Below are 17297 nucleotides of genomic sequence, written 5' to 3' on the forward strand. Positions count from 1 at the left end.
AGACTGTGACACGTGGCGCACGATTGTTTGCAATCTTGCGCCACGTAAAAACTCTTCATGCTAGCCTTGCTCCATAGCAATTATAAGGAGGAGAAGGCGTGCAATCCCAGGTCAGAAATTCCGTGATGGACGCGATCGGCGAGACCCCGGTCGTCAGGCTTGGCCGGGTATTTCCGGAGGCGAACGTGGTGGCCAAGCTCGAGTACATGAACCCGGGCGGCAGCATCAAGGACCGCATGGTGCGCTACATGCTGCGCCATATGCCGGCCGGCACCCGCCACGTGGTCGAGAGCTCGTCCGGCAATACCGGCGCCGCCCTCGCCATGGCCAGCGCCGTGCTGGGCCTGCGCTGCGACGTCACGGTGCCGGACACCACCAGTACCGAAAAGCTCAGGCGCATCGCCGCCTACGGCGCCACCGTCCACGCTTGTGCGCCGGACGACTACCATGCTTGCGCCGAAGGCCTGGCCCGCGACAACGAAGCCCATTACCTCGACCAGTACTGCACGCCGCTCAACCGCGAAGCGCATTACCGCGACACCGGCCCCGAACTGTGGCGCCAGCTGGCCGGCGAGATCGACGTCTTCGTCTGCGGCGTGGGCTCGGGCGGCACCATCTCCGGCATCGGCCGCTACCTGAAGGAGTGCGACGCACGGGTGCGCGTGATCGGCGTCGAGCCCCTGCACTCGTCCTACCGCAAGCTGGTGACCGACGAGGCTGTCCAGGGGACCCTCGAGACGCGGATCGAAGGCGTCGGCAAGCGCCAGCCTTCGCGCAGCTTCGACCCGGCGGTGGTCGACGACGTGGTGCAGGTGGCGGACGAGGACGCGCTGACCTGGTGTCGGCGCCTGGCGAGCGAAGAGGGCATCCTGGCGGGCGGCTCGAGCGGCTGCGTGGCCGCCGGCATCGCCGGCCTGCTCCCGCGGCTGCGGGGCTTGCGCATCGCCACCGTCTTCCCGGATTCGGGCGCCTTCTACCTGTCGAAATACTTTTGACGGGCTGTCAGGCATGACAAATCTTACTTACTGAACATATACTGGCAGCTTTATCTTTCCGATAAGGAAATCATGAGCCGCCGTCCTCTTTCGATCCTCGCACTGTCACTGGCCCTCGCATTCGCGGGCGCAGCCTCCGCCCCGGCTTTCGCCGCCAATGCCGTGGCCGCCGATGCGCCCGCCGTCCAGCGCGACCTGCGCGCCAGCTACACCAAGTACGAGTACCGCATCCCGATGCGGGACGGCACCCGGCTGTTCACCGTGGTCTACGTGCCGAAGGACGGCTCGAAGAGCTATCCCTTCCTGATCAACCGCACGCCATACAGCGCCGGCGTGTACGCCGACGGTGAGCTGCGCTACGGCGAGGACTGGTATCCGACCTCGATCGGCCCGTCGAAGGAATTCGAGGATGCCGGCTACATCTTCGTCAAGCAGGACGTGCGCGGCCGCTATATGTCCGAGGGCAAGTGGCAGGAGATGACCCCGCACCTGAAGGCGCAGCGCGCCGCCGGCGAGGGCCAGGAAAGCCAGGACATGTATGACACCATGGAATGGCTGCTCAAGCACGTCCCCAACAACAACGGCAAGGCCGGCATCTACGGCATCAGCTACCCGGGCTTCTACACCTCGGCCAGCATCATCGATTCCCACCCGTCGATCAAGGCGGCCTCGCCGCAGGCGCCGGTCACCGACCTCTACATGGGCGACGACTCCTATCACGGCGGCGCGTTCATGCTGGCGGCGAACTTCGGCTTCTACGCCAACTTCGTCGAGCAGAAAAACCCGACCACCGGCCCGAAGAGCCGCGAGCGCTTCGACTATGGCGCGTCCGACGCCTATGACTTCTACCTGCGCCACCTGACCATGCCGAACATCCTGGCGACCTTGACCGACGGCCAGCGCGCCTACCTGGCGCCGACCATCGAGCACGACACCTACGACCAGTTCTGGCAGACCCGCGACATCTCGCGCCACCTGAAGGGCGTCAAGGCGGCGGTGCTGAGCGTCGGCGGCTGGTTCGACGCCGAAGACCCGCAAGGCCCGTTCACGACCTACCAGGCGGTCAAGAAGTTCAACCCGACCACCTTCAGCGGCCTGGTGATGGGCCCGTGGGTGCACGGCGGCTGGGCGCGCTACGACGGCCAGCAACTGGGCCACGTGCGCTTCGACAGCAAGACCGGCGAATACTTCCGCACCCAGATCCAGTTCCCCTTCTTCGAACAGCACCTGAAGGGCGTGAAGCCGGCCCGGCCGATCGCCGAGGTGACCGTGTTCGAGACCGGCTCCAACGTCTGGCGCCAGTACACGGCCTGGCCGCCGGCGCCGGCCAAGGCCCGCATGCTCTACCTGGCACCGGGCGGGAAGCTGAGCTGGACCCAGCCCGCCGCCGGCGCCGACTATGACGAGTACGTATCGGATCCGAAGAAGCCGGTGCCCTACATCGGCTACCCCTCGCTAGGGGTGCCGCAGGAATACATGGTGTCCGACCAGCGCTTTGCCGCAACCCGTCCGGACGTGCTGACCTACCAGTCGGACGTACTGGAAGAGGACGTCACCATCGCCGGACCGGTCACGCCCAAGCTGTTCGTCTCGACCACCGGCACGGACGCCGACTGGGTCGTCAAGCTGATCGACGTGTATCCGAACGAGTACCCGTCCGGCGAACGCGGCCCACGCGGCAAGGACGTCGGCGCGCCCGAGACCAGCCTGGCAGGCTTCCAGCAACTGGTGCGCGGCAACCCGCTGCGCGGCAAATTCCGCAACAGCTTCGAGAAACCGGAGCCTTTCGTGCCGGGCAAGATCGAGGCAATCAGCTACCATCTGGGCGACGTCAACCACACCTTCCGGCGCGGCCACCGCATCATGGTGCAGGTACAGAGTTCCTGGTTCCCGCTGATCGACCTGAACCCGCAGACCTTCACCTCGATTCCGAAGGCCAGGCCGGAAGACTTCAAGGCCGCGACCCAGCGTGTCTACCATGCGGCGCAGACGCCTTCGGGACTGCAGCTGATGGTGATGCCGGGGCATTGATGCGCGTGCGCGGCCGTTCGAAAGGAGCAGCAGGATGAGCGACCGCGTACCAGTCGAGCCAGGCAAAGCCTACCGCCTGATGAATCATGGCCCGACCGTGATCGTCACCAGCCACCACGGCGGGCGGTCCAACATCATGTCGGCGGCGTGGTCGATGCCGCTCGACTTCGATCCGCCCAAGGTGGCGGTCGTGATCGACAAGTCGACCTTTACCCGCGGGCTGGTCGAGGCCTCGGGCGAGTTCGTGCTGAACATTCCGTCGCGGGCGCAGGCGCGCCTGACCGTCGATGTCGGCAACGAGACCGGCGCCGACGTCGACAAGTTTGCCGCGCACGGCATTGCCACCGCCGCGGGATCGAAAGTGGCCGCGCCGCTGGTCGAAGGCTGCCTGGGCTGGCTGGAGTGCAGGCTGATTCCGGAACCGCATATCCAGCAGGCCTACGACCTCTTCCTCGGCGAAGTCGTGGCGGCCTGGGCCGATCCCGCCGTGTTCGACGGCGCGCACTGGAAGATGGAAGAGGGCGGCATGCGCAGCATCCATTATGTGGCGGGCGGCCACTTCTTCGAGATCGGGGCGCCGTTCTTTGCCGGGGACGACAAAGGGTGATTCCGCTTCGGCGGCATCGAAGCTTGCCGCTGTGATGACAATGCCATAAGATTGTCATTCCAATCACTTTCGTATCGAGCGCGCGCCATGAAGCGGACCACCTTGACCCTCGTTCTCGCCGCGGCCCTGTCTCATACGGGAGGTTCCGCGCTTGCCGAGGAAACCCGGTTCAAGCTGCCCTCGATCGACGCGGCGCAGTGCAAGTTTCCCGGCTATCCAAAGCCGGCCTTGAGAAGGGGCGAGGAAGGCCTGGTCATCGTCGGCGTCCAGGTGGATGAAAGCGGCACCGTGCTCGATACGAAAATCCTGTTGTCCAGCGGTTCGCCCGACCTCGACCAGGCCGCGCGGACCGCGTTTCGGAAGTGTCCCCATAAGCCTGGCACGGTCGATGGTCGGCCGGTGACGATGTGGGGACAGGTTCAGTATGTGTGGACGATGGAGCCGTCGAGCGGCAAGCTGTGGAAGGGGCTCCAGCAAGCCGCCCTCGACGGAAACCTGGAAGCGCGCTATGCGCTTGGCGCGCTGCTGAGCGCGCCGAGCAGGACGGAGGCCGAGCAGGCGGCGGGCCTGAAGCTGGTGATCAGCGCGGCGGAGGCTGGGCAGCCCATGGCGCAGATTGCGCTGGCTTCAAAATACGAGTCCGGAAAGCAGGTTCCCAGGGATATCGCCGAAGCGTACCGCCTGTACGCAAAGGCCGCCGCGCAGGGCAACGTCGTCGCGATCGACCACTTGCGCGTGCTGGGCGATGCACACTGAGGGTGCTTCAGGACCCATGACGTGGCGGGCGGCCACGTTCCGCGCGACCCCGGCGTCCACGTGTCGGCGATGCTGGTGGATTCCTGCCTGTCGACCCTGACCGTCGACGTCCGCCCGCGCTAGCGATAGCTCTCGAGTGCGCGCAGCTCGGCCGTCCGCTGGGAGGTCAGCAAGGTCCTGATCGCGTCCGCGCCTGCACCCGAAGGCAGACTGGCGCGGAAGGCGAGGAAGGCGTCGCGGTAGGCCAGCCAGAGGCGCTGATCCTTGCGCACGTCAGCGTGTTCGATGGTCGAGTCACCGATGCGGTCGGGATAGCCATCCTGGGTCGACGGAATCGCCATGACCTTGCCATAGGCATCGTTCAGCTGGCGGTCCCATTGCGCGAAGTCCTCGGCCGACGCCGGCGGCAGCTTGCCGGCGACTGTGTCGAGCATGGCTTGCATGGCTTGTTCGCGCAGCTTGGCCTGGCGCTGGAACGCGAAGTCCGCTGCAGCCGTGCCGCGGGCGTCGTTCTCGCCGCTGCCGGCTTCGCTGGCGTAGCGCTCCGCCGCCTGACGAAGCTTCGAGAATGCTGCGCGGCTTGCGGCAGGAAGCGCGCGTTCCATTCGCTCCAGGCGGGAATTGCGCGTCCGACCGTTCTGCGTTTCCCGCCGCTGCGCGCAGACGGCGCCCATATAGCCGCTGGTGATGTCGTCGCAGACATCGATGGGTTTGTCCTGTGCCTGCGCGCCGGCGAGATGGGCGACGCGCGACGTCATCTCGGCCTTTGCGATGTAGTCGACGATGCAGGCGTGATGAATCGCACGGTCCATATCGCGCGCCACCCCGTAGCCGTTCGCATACAGCATCATCAGCACGCCGTTGTCGTTCTTCGCCAGCGCGCAGGCGCGGACCTGATCCCATTCGGCCTGCGACGTGCTGGCCTGGCTGCGCTTGCGGTCATAGAGGTCGATGGCGTCGCAGTCCGGCGCCGCCCTGACTTGTGCAGGCGCAGGCGCCGGCTGCAGTCGTTCGACTCGCATGCACTGCTTGTACCAGTCCTCATCCTTTGAAAACGGCACGCCGAAGTTGGCGGTGTTCGGATAGGGGCCGGCAGCCAGCACCGCAGCCGATGCGGCCAGCGCCATCGCCGCCCAGGCCAAGGCAAGGCGTCTCATGCTACCCGATGGCTCAGAACTTCATTCAGCCGCGCCACCAGATTCAGCCGCGCCTCGGTCGCATGATGGTCGGACATCTCGACCGCCCGCGCGACGTCGCCGGCCGCGATCGCCCGCGCCATCGCCTCGTGCTCGTCCCAGATCGATTCGCGCTGCATCGCAGACTGCAGCACCGCCCCCATCACGCGCCGCAGGTGCACCCAGTGGAACTGGGTCGTCTCGAAGATCAGCGGATTGCCCGAGGCCTGGTAGATCGCCGTGTGGAAGGCGATGTCGGCGTCGATCATCGCTTTCACGTCCTTGCCGCGCGAAGCCTTGCGGCCGTTGGCGATGATCTGCGGGTCGATGGCGGCCCTGCGTTCGGCGGCCAGGCGCGCCGCCAGGGTGTCGAGGGCGCCGCGCACCTGGTAGAGGTTGCCGATCCATTGCGGATCCAGTTCCGCCACCAGCACGCCGCGTCCGGGCGCATCCTTCACCAGACCGTCCTTCTTCAGCAGGCGCAGGGCCTGCAGCACGGGCGAGCGCGAGACGTCCATCTGCTCGGCGATTTCTTCCTGGGTGATGCGGGCGCCGGGCGGCAGCGAGCCGTCGCTGATAGCGTCGAGCAGTGTTTGATAGACCTGGTCGACGAGGTCCGGACGTACCTGAATTTTCGATAGTTGTTTGAGCATGGGTTCACCTTTGTACTCAGTATACGTCCAGTTGACCCGAAGTCAATTCATTAAGCCTGGTCACCGGGGCGGGAGTACGCGATACAAAAAATCGGTTGACAAGCGACTCACGTCAGCGAAAAATGTATTCTGTATACAGAACGCAGAGTGGACGGAGTCGTAAGAAGATTCCCGACCGCAAACTGTGCGAACGACAAAAATTTTTTGCCTGTATGCTTTGTATACAGAATACGGAACACGGATGCGCCTCCGGGACGCAGCCACCATCGAGCCAGAGGAGACACACGATGAACACCCGCGACAAGACCGCCGAAGCCGCAGCCCAGACCCAAGCGGTTGCGAAGAAACTGATCCCGTACGGCGGCTACCACACCAATAAAGTGCCGGGCCACGATCCGGAGCTGACCGAAGTCGGCCCCGGCACGCCGATGGGCGAGTACATGCGCCGCTTCTGGCATCCGGTCTGCATGTCGATGGAACTGACCGATACCCCGCACTTCCTGAAGATCCTCGGCGAAGAGCTGGTCGCCTTCCGCGACGGCTCCGGCCGCGTCGGCCTGCTGCACGCCCATTGCGTGCACCGTGGCGCCTCGCTGGAATACGGCGCGATCCAGGAAAAGGGCATCATGTGCTGCTACCACGGCATGGTGTTCGACGTCGACGGCAGCTGCCTGCACGTGCCTTTTCCAAAGGGGGAAGAGAAGGAAGCCGAGAAGTATGCCTGCTCGATCAAACAAGGCGCGTACAAGGCTTTCGAGCGCCACGGCCTGGTGTTCGCCTATATGGGCCCGCCGGAAGAGGAACCGCCTTTCCCCGAGTGGGAGGGCAACTTTACGGTGGCCGAGGGCGACGAGCTGGTCCCCTACAGTAACTTCCAGCACTGTAACTGGCTGCAGGTGCAGGACAACGCCGCCGACAACTTCCACCCGACCGCGCTGCACTCCGCCAAGAACGTCGTCAACAAGCAGTACCAGGGCACGACCTTCGACGAAGTCGGCGCCGCTTCGATGGAAGTCGCGCCGGACATGCAGTTCATTCCCGTGCATGGCGGCCGCGGCCTGGCCTGCGCCGGCGCCCGCCGCGTGAACAAGGACAAGCTCTTCGTGCGCGTCCAGCACCAGGTACTGCCCAACCTCAGCCTGCACGCCTATACCTCGGAAGACGGCTCGAACAAGAAGCTGTTCTCGCGGTTCCACATCATCCGCTGGACCGTGCCGGTCGACGACGTCAATTCGAAGATGATCGGCTGGCGCGTGATGGGCCCCGGTATCGACACCCGCGGCATCGGCAACAAGGAGATGGTCGGCTACGAGACCATCGACTTCCTCGAAGGCCAGGTGGCGATGCGCCGTCCCGAACGCTTCGGCAAGTACAAGCTCGAAGACATGCCGCCGATTCCGTCGGACCACCGCGCACGCCACAACTACAAGGAGTGCCAGTACGCGCCGGGCGACTACGAAGCCATCATCAGCCAGCGCCCGATCGCGGTGCACGCGCTGGAGAACCCGACCAAGTTCGACGCCGGCGTGTTCCTGTTCCGGAAGATGCTGCGCGACGCCGTCCGCGGCAGCAACCCGGCCGCCGGTCCGCGGGAATTCGCGCAGTGGCTGCGCGATAACGCGGCCGCGCCGAACAGCTACTGCTCGGGCAATGTGCTGGAGGTGCCGGAAGGCGGAACCGTCGAGGAAGAAGTGGCGCGCCGCCGCCATGTGACGCGCCAGATCGTCGCCATCCTCACGCAAAGCGAAAACATGAAGGGCGACGAACGCGCGGCCTTCGTGCGCCAGAAGTTCGACGAGCTGGAACAGTCGACCAGGCTGTAATCCCGCGGGAGACCCGACATGGAAATGACTCAGACCCATATCATCAGCCGCGACAAGAGCAAGCTGTCGCTGCTGGTGAAGCAAATCCGCTTCGAGGCGAGCGGCATCAATTCGTACGAACTGGTGCACCCGCAGGGCGAGGAGCTGCCGTCCTTCAGCGCCGGCGCACACATCGACGTCCATCTTCCGAACGGGATGACGCGCCAGTACTCGCTGTGCAATCCGCCGGCCGAGCGCCACCGCTACGTGATCGCGGTCCTGCGCGACGACAAGGGACGTGGCGGTTCGAAGGCCCTGCATGACGCGCTGCGGGTGCAGGACCTGGCCACGGTCAGCGCACCGCGCAACAACTTCGAACTGGTGCCGCAGGCGAAGAAGGTGATCCTGCTGGCAGGCGGCATCGGCGTGACTCCGCTGAAGTCGATGGCGCATGCGCTCGACCATGCCGGCATCCCCTTCGAGCTGCACTACTGCGCCCGCAATCCCGGCTGCGCCGCGTTCAGGGAAGAACTCGGTATCGCCTGGGAACACGGCAAGCTGGTGCACCACTTCGACCACGGCAATCCGGCCGACGGCCTCGATATCGGCGCACTGCTGCGCGAGCCGGAAGAGGGCGCCCACCTGTTCTACTGCGGCCCGGCCGGCTTCATGAAAGCCTGTGCGGAGGCGTGCGGCCACTGGCCGGCCGGCACCGTCCACTTCGAGCACTTCAAGGCGCCCGAGCCCGCGCCCGACGGGAGGGCACTGGCGCCCGGCGCCTTCATGGTGAAGATCGCCAGCAGCGGCGCCATGCTCGAAGTGCCGGCCGACCGCAGCATCGCCGACGTGCTGGAACAGAACGGCATCCGCATCGAGACTTCCTGCCAGGCCGGCCTGTGCGCCACCTGCAAGATCCGCTATCTCGAGGGCGAGGTCGACCACCGCGACTACATCCTCGGCGACGACGAACACGGACAGTTCCTTACCGCCTGCGTGTCGCGCGCCACCAGCCCCGTGCTGGTACTGGACCTCTAAACGCCACCGTCGTTCCCGCGAAGGCGGGAACCCAAGTTGATACTCAAGGAGACAACATGCTGGACAAAGTAAAACAGTTCGCCCCCGTCGAGGCGGAGCGCATCGCGCAGTCGCGGAAGGACGCGCTGCGATCGATCTACCATCCGCGGCAGAGCGACGTCATCTACCCCGAGATCCCGGCCTTCGACGATCCGGCCGACGAACGCCGCCACCGCAAGGAGCGCCTGGTCGCGGCCTGCCGCGCCTTCGCCCAGCACGGCTTCGACTATGGCTTCGCCGGCCACCTGACGGTGCGCGACCCCGAGCATCCGGAGCTGTACTGGACCAACCCGATGTGCGTCCATTTCTCGCAGGTGAAGGTGTCGAACCTGATCCTGGCCGACCACCAGGGCCGCGTGGTCGAGGGCGAGTATGCGATCAACCGCGCCGGCTTCGTGCTGCACGCCGCGGTGCACGAGGCGCATCCGGACATCGTCGCCATGTGCCATGCCCATACGGTCTACGGCACCGCCTTCGCCTCGCTGGGCCGCGAGCTCGATCCGATCAGCCAGGACGCCGCCGCCTTCTTCGAAGACCACGTCGTGATCCGCGAAGAGGCGGGCCAGGTGGCGGTTGAGGAAAAGGCGGGTCTGTCGGTGTGCGACTGGTTCAAGGGCGTGAAGGCGGCGATCCACCAGAACCACGGCCTGCTGACGGCGAGCCGCCACAGCATCGAAGCGGCCGCCTTCTGGTTCATCGCGCTGGAGCGCTGCTGCCAGCAGCAGCTGATGATCGAAGCGACCGGCATCAAGCCGGTGATGGTGCCGCCGGACCGCTCGCGCTACAGCCGCGAGCACGTCGGCAGCGAATACATCGGCTGGCTGCACTTCCAGCCGATTTTTGACCAGTTGGCAAAAACGCAGCCCGATATGTTTAACTGAGGTTTGACTGATGTTCAGTTAGCTATCCCGCTGCTCCATTGTTTCAAACCGCCGACCACGGGCGGTGACACCGTGGACGATAGACCACGGAAGCGGCATCCACGAGATGCCGCCATACCGGGCACGTCCCATAACCATATCTGGAGACAAAACAATGCTGAGCTCAACCAAGGTGGCAGTAGGCACGTCCACGATCGACGAAGCGTCCAGGGCATATTCGAAGGTCGCCTGGCGCCTGCTGCCTTTTCTTTTTCTATGCTACGTGTTCGCCTATCTCGATCGCGTAAACGTCGGCTTCGCGAAGCTGCAAATGATGTCCGACCTCGGCCTGTCAGAGGCCGTCTACGGGATGGGCGCCGGCGTGTTCTTTGCCGGCTACCTGATGTTCGAAGTCCCGAGTAATATCGTCATGCTGAAGGTGGGCGCCCGCAAGTGGATCACCCGCATCATGGTGACCTGGGGCGTGATCTCGGCGGCCATGATGTTCGTGAAGTCGCCGGCCAGCTTCTACGCGCTGCGCTTCCTGCTGGGCGTCGCCGAAGCCGGCTTCTTCCCCGCCATCCTGCTGTACCTCACCTACTGGTTCCCGGCCAGCCGCCGCGGCAAGGTCACGGCGCTGTTCATGACCGGCATCCCGATGTCGGGCGTGATCGGCGGACCGCTGTCCGGCCTGATCATGGGCACGATGGACAATGTCGGCGGGCACCACGCCTGGCAATGGGTGTTCGTGCTGGAGGCCATCCCGACCATCATCCTCGGCTGCATGGCCTGGTTCTACCTCGACGACAAGGTCGCCGACGCCAAGTGGCTGGACGACAGCGAGAAGTCGCTGATCGAGCACGACCTCGCCCAGGACAGGCACGGCGGCCATCTGCACAAGCTGCGCGACGGCCTGGTGAACCCGCGCGTCTGGCTGTTGAGCGGCATCTACCTGTTCTACACCATGGGCCTGTACGGCATCAGCTTCTGGCTGCCGACCATCATCAAGGCCAGCGGGGTCTCCAGCCCCTTCGACATCGGCATGCTGACCTGCATTCCCTATGCCGCGGCCACCGTCACCATGATCCTGGTCGGTCGCAGCTCCGACATCCGGCGCGAGCGCCGCTGGCACCTGGCGCTGGCTGGCGTCGCCGGCGCCGTTGGCCTGACCTGGAGCGCGGCCTATGCCGACAACACGGCCATCGCCATGCTGGCGCTGACCCTGGCAACCATGGGCATCATCACCACGATCTCGCAGTTCTGGCTGCTGCCTCCGGCCGTATTGACAGGTGCGGCTGCCGCTGCCGGCATCGCGCTGGCGAATTCGGTCGGCAGCGTGTCCGGCATGATCGCGCCCTACATGCTGGGTGTGGTGAAAACCATGACAAACAGCACCAATGCGGGCGTGATCGCGATTGCTGTCTGTCTATTAGTTGGCTGTGTGCTAACCTTTGCATTGCCTGCAAAGGCGGTCAACCCAAAATAATGCGGACAAAAAACGGAGACAACGGATGAGGAAGAAACTGATCGTATCTGCCTTGCTGGCGTCAGCATCGCAGTTGGCTGGCGCCCAGAGTAACGTCACCATTTACGGCATGCTCGACACGGCGGTGGTACGCGAAAGCGGCGGCACCGCCGGCTCGATGACGAAGATCACCGGCGGCACCACCGGCGGCTCGCGGCTCGGCTTCAAGGGCACCGAGGACCTCGGCAACGGCCTGAAGGCGCTGTTCCTGATGGAGAGCGGCTTCCAGCCCGACACCGGTGCATCGGGCCAGGGCGGCCTGCTGTTCGGGCGCCAGATCTATGTCGGTTTGCAGGGCGGCTTCGGCAGCGTGCTGCTCGGCCGGCAATACACGCCACACTACCTGGTGCAGGTGTTTGCCGATCCCTTCGGATCGGGCTGGGTTGGCGATACCAAGAACCTGCTCGGCACCAGCGGCAACTCCTTCAGCCGCATGGACAACACGGTCAAGTACATCTCGCCGACCGCCAACGGCGTGACGGTGGAACTGGTGGCGGCGCCGGGTGAAGTCAGCGGCAGCAGCGCCTCCGGCCGCCAGCTGGGCGGATCGCTGGCCTGGGCCAACGGCCCGCTGCAGGTGCGCCTCGGCTACCACAACCGCAACAACGATAGCACGACCCTGCATGGTACCGAGAACGCCAAGAACACGACGATCGCCGCCGTCTACGACTTCGGCGTGGTCAGGCTGCACGGGCTGTACGACTGGAACCGCGGCCTGAACAGCTCGGTGCTGCGCAACACGGCGAATCCCTTCGGCCGGCCGGCGATCGCCTCGACCGACAGCCGCGATGCGATGGTGGGCCTGACGGTGCCCATCGGTGGCGTCCACGCCCTGCTGGCCTCGTACATCTACAAGGATGACCGTACGGCCTTCAACCAGGATGCCTCGCAGCTTGCGATCGGCTACCGCTATACCTTGTCGAAGCGGACCGACATCAATATGGCGATCTCGAAGATCAATAACCGGAATGGTGCGAGCTATACGGTGGGTAGTGCGATCGAGTCGGGGACGGGGGACAAGTCGGCGATGATCGGGTTGCGGCACGCGTTCTGATCGGATGACGTGCTGACGGGAGCGGCGCCGAGGCGCCGCTTTTTTATTTGCGGCTACGGCGTCATGGCTTCAAGCGCGTGCGGGCGGCCTGCTCGGAAGGAGGCCTTCGTCCATTCAGGCCGCCGCCGTGTCGCGGGTCCGCATCCGCATCCGGTAGCCGGCACCCAGCACCATCAGCCAAACCGGAATCAACCAAACCGACACCCGCATCTCCGGCGTCATATACATAATCACCAGAATCCCCGCCAAAAACGCCAGGCACAACCAGTTCGTCACCGGATAGAACGGGCTGGCGAATACGGGCTTGGCACCCTGGGCCGCCTTGGCCTGACGGAAACGCAGATGACTCCAGCTGATCATCGCCCAGTTGATCATCATTCCCGCCACGGCCAGGCCCATCAGCATGCCCAGCGCCTTGCCCGGCAGCGCATAGTTGACCGCCACGCAGATAACGGTCGCCACCGCCGACACGCCCAGCGACACCAGCGGCACGCCGCGCTCGTTCACCTTCAACAGCGCGCGCGGCGCGTGGCCCTGGGTGGCGAGGCCGTACAGCATGCGGCTGTTCGAATACACGCAGCTGTTATAGACCGAGACGGCGGCCGTCAGCACCACCAGGTTCAGCACGTGGGCGACCGCGCCGGCGTCCAGCGCCTTGAAGATCAGCACGAAGGGGCTGGCGCCGGGCTTGATCTGGTTCCAGGGATACAGCGACAGCAGAACGGCCAGCGAGCCGACGTAGAACACCAGGATGCGCCACAGCGCCTGGTTGGTGGCCTTCGGGATCGACTTCGACGGGTTGTCCGCCTCGGCCGCCGTGATGCCGATCACTTCCAGGCCGCCGAAGGAGAACATCAGCACCGCCATCGACATCACCAGGCCTTCGATGCCGTGGGCGAAGAAGCCGCCGTGCTGCCACAGGTTGGCCACACCCGCCTGCGGACCGGCGCCGCCGGAGAACAGCAGGAAGATGCCATACAGGATCATGGCGACGATGGCGACCACCTTGATGACCGCGAACCAGAATTCGGTCTCGCCGAAGGCGCGCACATTGAACATGCTGATGGCGTTGGCGAACACGAAGCAGCCGAGGGCCGAGACCCAGGTCGGGATCTCCGGGAACCAGTACTGCACGTAGATGCCGACCGCGGACAGCTCGGCCATGCTGACCAGCACGTACAGTACCCAATAGTTCCAGCCGGTCAGGAAGCCGGCGAAGCGGCCGCAGTATTTGTCGGCGAAGTGGCTGAACGAGCCGGCCACCGGTTCGTCGACCATCATCTCGCTGAGCTGGCGCATGATCAGGAAGGCGATCAGGCCGGCCACCGCATAGCCCAGCAGGATCGAGGGGCCGGCCATGCTGACCGTCTGCGCGACGCCGAGGAAGAGGCCGGTGCCGATCGCGCCGCCGAGGGCGATCAGCTGGATGTGCCGGCTCTTGAGGCCGCGTTTGAGGTGGTTTTCGTGGAGCGCCATCGGGTTCCCGCCATGGGTTGTCTTGCCTGAAAGACAGGAATGATAATCGATGCCCGCCGTGCGGGGGAGATTATCGCCGGCCGAGCTCCTTGCATTCACGTATTGACATGTGCAAAGAGTTGTAAGTCTCGGCAACTTTCGCTGCTGTTCAGGTATCCTGCACGCTTCGTTAGGCCGGCATTGCGTCCGGTCGGCGCTTTCGAGACTCGTTCAACGCCTACAACAATCAAATGAACCACTCCCAACGCAAGCTTGGCGGCGGTGCGTCCCGGCGGCGCCGCGCCCATTACCTGGCAATCGGCCTGGCCTTGTGCGACCTGGCCGTCCTGCATCCAGCCATCGCCCAGACGACGGACGCCGCGCCGACCTCGGCACCGGCATCGAGCGGCGCCACCAGCGGCCAGGCCGCGACCGGCGGCAAGGTGCAGTCCGTGAACGTGGTCGGCGAACGCCAGACCAACCGCATCGACCGCCAGGTCTACGACGTCAAGAGCGACGCCAGCAGCTCGAACGGCAGCGCCGCCGATGCGCTTGGCAATGTGCCCTCGGTCGGCGTGGATCCGGACGGCACCGTGTCCCTGCGCGGCAATACCAATGTGCAGATCCTGGTCGACGGCAAGCCTTCGGCAATGCTGCAGGGAGAAGGGCGCGGCTCGATGCTGCAGGCCATGCCGGCCGAGGACATCGACTCGATCGAGGTCATCAACAATCCCGGCGCGGAATTCGGCAACGAGGGCGGCGGCGGCCCGATCCTGAACCTGGTGATGAAGCGTTCCCGCCGTCCGGGCGGACAGGGCGTGGCCAACGTCAACTATGGGACGGCGGGGCGCTACAACGGCCAGGTCAGTGGCGGCTACAACAGCGGACGGTGGGGCATGCAGGGCGGTGTCAACTTCCGCCACGACGGCCGCAATTCGACCGGCGACACCGAGCGTGACCGCATCGATCCGCGCACCGGCGCCGACCAGCACACGATCCAGACCTCCTCCAGCACGGGCCTGAACGACATGGCGGGGGCGCGCGGCCAGCTGACCTATAACCTGGGCCAGGACGATACGCTGGAAGCCAACGCCGGCTACATGAAGCGCAACAACGACAACCTGAACCAGAGCCACTACACGCTGGCCAACGATGGCGCGCCGTACAGCGACTACTTCCGCACGACCAGGCGCACCGGCGAGAATACCAACTCGACATGGGGCGCCCGTTGGGACCACAAGGGCGAGAAGATCGGCGAGCTGTTCCGCATGGACCTGCGCGTGTCGGACAGCGACAACAGTAATGACTCGCGTTACGCGAACCAGTACCTGATCGCGCCGCCGCGCCCGATCGACCCGGGGCAGCCGTTCTCGGGAACCGATACCAGCAGCCTGCAGGACGTCGCCAACAAGGTCAGGATCGTCGACTACACCGGCGACTACGAAACCCCGCTCGAGAGCGGCGCCATCGTCAAGCTGGGATACAAGATCATCGACACCGACAGCCAGTTCGATACCCGCTACTTCGACTTCGATCCCTTGAGCGGCGCGGCGGTGGCGAACGGCCGCCGCACCAACGCCTTCGAGGTCGACGAGCGCGACGCCGCCCTGTACGGCTCCTACCAGTGGAAGGTGAACGAACGCTGGGGCGCGCTGGTCGGCCTGCGCGCCGAGCACACGCACATGGACCTGGACGAAATCACGACCGGGCTGAGTGCCACCAACAGCTACCTGAACTGGATTCCGAGCGCCTTCGCAACCTACAAGCTGAACGAGACGACCAATCTGCGTTTTGCCTACGCCCACCGGATCCGCCGCGCCACCGGCCAGCAGCTCAATCCCTTCGTCGTCTACCAGGACGAGTTGAACGAGTCGAGCGGTAACCCGAAATTGAAACCGGTGCAGACCGATTCCTTCGAGATCGGCTACGAGACCAAGGCCGGCCAGCTCAACGCCAACCTGCGCGCCTATTACCGCGCCGACCGCGACATGATCCGCAGCCGCCAGGTGGCGGTCAACGATACCGTGCTCTTGACGACGCTGGAGAACGGCGGCCATAACCGCGCCGGCGGCCTGGAGTTCACCTTGAGCGGCAAGCTCACGCCGCAACTGACGATCAACACCAGCGGCAACCTGGCCTACACCGAGCAGCAGCAGATCGACATCACGGGTGCCGAGTACACGCGATCGGCGACCTCGCTGACCGCGCGCGGCCGCCTGAACTACCAGATGACGCCGCAGGACATGCTGCAGTTCATGATCAGCGCCCAGGGCAAGACCCTGGCCGGTACCGGCTACCGCGAGCCGTCGGCGACGCTCAACTTCACCTACAAGCGCAGCCTGACGCCGCAGCTGTCGCTGGTCTTCGATGTGCGCGACGTCTTCCGTTCGCAGAAGATGGAAACCATTACCGATACCACCTACCTGAAGCAGCATTCGATCACGCGCTACGATGGCCGCATGGCTTTCATCGGCCTGTCCTACCGCTTCGGCGGCGTGCAGGGCGGTGGTCAGCGCCGGGAGCGCGGTGGTCCGGAGGGCGAAGGCCGGCATGGCGGCCCGGGCGGCTTCGGCGGCAGCGGCCCGGGCGGCGGCGGCCCGGGTATGTGATTCAGACGCTGTGCGGCAGGCCGAGGTTGCGGTTTGYCGGCACGGCGACGTCGATCAGCTTCGGCTTGGGCAGGTTCAGCTGCCCCATCAGCTGCACGAAATCCTCGCGCGAGCGTCCGGCCAGGCGCGCGTTGTTCCTTTTCTCCCAGCCGATGGTGGACACCGACTGCCCCTTGTAGTCGTGGCCCGGCCAGACCCTGGTCTCGTCGGGCAGGCCGAACAGCTTGCCGGTGACGCTGTCGTACAGCGCCTCCGCGCTCCCACCCTGGAAATCGGTGCGTCCGCAGCCGTTGATCAGCAGGGTGTCGCCGGTGAACACATTCCCCCGCCAGACATAGCACATGCTGCCCGCCGTGTGGCCGGGCGTGTGGATCACCGAAATCGTTTCAATCCTGCCGAAGCGGATGGTGTCGCCGTCGCGCAGCTGCAGTTCCGCCGTCGGGACGCCGCAGCCGCTCGGCACGGCGGTCTTGGCCCCGGTCAGCGCGTGCAGGCGGCCGGCCGAGGTCACGTGGTCGGCGTGGACGTGGGTTTCCAGGACGTAGGCCAGGCGCAGGCCGAGCCTGTCGACATGGGCCAGGTCGCGCTCACAGTGCTGGTCGACCGGATCGATGATCACCGCTTCCTTGTCGTCGGGACCGGCGATGATGTAGGTGAAGGTGGACGAGACGGGGTCGAACAGTTGGATCGGATTCATGCCA

14 protein-coding genes are annotated in these 17297 nt (G+C 65.0%); 10 read left to right on the plus strand and 4 right to left on the minus strand.

What is annotated here, in order from left to right:
- The first annotated feature begins 98 nt into the window (after window positions 1–98).
- From AC1DIX_RS02520 to AC1DIX_RS02535, 4 genes are all read left to right on the plus strand, one after another.
- On the plus strand, window positions 99–995 hold the full coding sequence (locus tag AC1DIX_RS02520; RefSeq protein ID WP_477321767.1) for a PLP-dependent cysteine synthase family protein: 897 nt from the start codon (window positions 99–101) through the stop codon (window positions 993–995).
- A gap of 72 nt (window positions 996–1067) precedes the next feature.
- Window positions 1068–3026 (plus strand): CocE/NonD family hydrolase, encoded by a 1959-nt coding sequence (locus tag AC1DIX_RS02525; RefSeq protein ID WP_477321769.1) that lies wholly within the window; start codon window positions 1068–1070, stop codon window positions 3024–3026.
- Window positions 3027–3060: 34 nt separating this feature from the next.
- Window positions 3061–3633, plus strand: a complete 573-nt coding sequence (locus tag AC1DIX_RS02530; RefSeq protein WP_477321771.1) for a flavin reductase family protein — start codon at window positions 3061–3063, stop codon at window positions 3631–3633.
- A gap of 87 nt (window positions 3634–3720) precedes the next feature.
- Complete coding sequence (locus AC1DIX_RS02535; protein ID WP_477321773.1) at window positions 3721–4389, plus strand: TonB family protein; 669 nt, start codon at window positions 3721–3723, stop codon at window positions 4387–4389.
- 119 nt (window positions 4390–4508) lie between these two features.
- On the opposite strand, the gene AC1DIX_RS02540 is transcribed toward AC1DIX_RS02535, so the two are convergent.
- The gene (locus tag AC1DIX_RS02540; protein ID WP_477321775.1) at window positions 4509–5546 is read right to left on the minus strand and encodes a lysozyme inhibitor LprI family protein; all 1038 of its coding nucleotides are present in this window, start codon (window positions 5544–5546) and stop codon (window positions 4509–4511) included.
- A complete protein-coding gene (locus AC1DIX_RS02545; RefSeq protein ID WP_477321777.1) occupies window positions 5543–6217 on the minus strand; it encodes a GntR family transcriptional regulator in 675 nt (224 codons plus the stop codon). Before AC1DIX_RS02545 ends, AC1DIX_RS02540 begins: the two co-directional genes overlap by 4 nt.
- Window positions 6218–6504: 287 nt before the next feature.
- Between AC1DIX_RS02545 and AC1DIX_RS02550 the strand changes: the two genes are divergently transcribed.
- The 5 genes from AC1DIX_RS02550 to AC1DIX_RS02570 all read left to right on the plus strand — a co-directional run bounded on the left by AC1DIX_RS02550 (window position 6505) and on the right by AC1DIX_RS02570 (window position 12532).
- Window positions 6505–8040: a Rieske 2Fe-2S domain-containing protein gene (locus tag AC1DIX_RS02550; RefSeq protein ID WP_477321779.1), complete on the plus strand. Its 1536-nt coding sequence runs from the start codon at window positions 6505–6507 to the stop codon at window positions 8038–8040.
- An 18-nt stretch (window positions 8041–8058) separates the two neighbouring features.
- Entirely contained in the window at window positions 8059–9054 is a 996-nt protein-coding gene (locus AC1DIX_RS02555; protein WP_477321781.1) for a PDR/VanB family oxidoreductase, read from the plus strand.
- 56 nt (window positions 9055–9110) lie between these two features.
- Window positions 9111–9974 (plus strand): class II aldolase/adducin family protein, encoded by an 864-nt coding sequence (locus AC1DIX_RS02560; RefSeq protein WP_477321783.1) that lies wholly within the window; start codon window positions 9111–9113, stop codon window positions 9972–9974.
- A 154-nt stretch (window positions 9975–10128) separates the two neighbouring features.
- The gene (locus tag AC1DIX_RS02565) at window positions 10129–11439 is read left to right on the plus strand and encodes an MFS transporter (RefSeq protein ID WP_477321785.1); all 1311 of its coding nucleotides are present in this window, start codon (window positions 10129–10131) and stop codon (window positions 11437–11439) included.
- A gap of 25 nt (window positions 11440–11464) precedes the next feature.
- Window positions 11465–12532 (plus strand): porin, encoded by a 1068-nt coding sequence (locus AC1DIX_RS02570; protein WP_477321787.1) that lies wholly within the window; start codon window positions 11465–11467, stop codon window positions 12530–12532.
- 114 nt (window positions 12533–12646) lie between these two features.
- Here AC1DIX_RS02570 and AC1DIX_RS02575 read toward each other — a convergent pair whose 3' ends face one another.
- A complete protein-coding gene (locus AC1DIX_RS02575; protein WP_477321789.1) occupies window positions 12647–14008 on the minus strand; it encodes an amino acid permease in 1362 nt (453 codons plus the stop codon).
- Between the two features lie 230 nt (window positions 14009–14238).
- Between AC1DIX_RS02575 and AC1DIX_RS02580 the strand changes: the two genes are divergently transcribed.
- A complete protein-coding gene (locus tag AC1DIX_RS02580; RefSeq protein ID WP_477321791.1) occupies window positions 14239–16596 on the plus strand; it encodes a TonB-dependent receptor domain-containing protein in 2358 nt (785 codons plus the stop codon).
- 1 nt (window position 16597) lies between these two features.
- Here the strand turns inward: AC1DIX_RS02580 and AC1DIX_RS02585 are convergent, their stop codons facing one another.
- Window positions 16598–17293 carry an MBL fold metallo-hydrolase gene (locus tag AC1DIX_RS02585; protein ID WP_477321793.1) on the minus strand — a complete coding sequence of 232 codons (696 nt, stop codon included), beginning with the start codon at window positions 17291–17293 and terminating at the stop codon, window positions 16598–16600.
- Window positions 17294–17297: the final 4 nt, after the last annotated feature.

Source organism: Massilia sp. 05N420 (assembly GCF_056397205.1).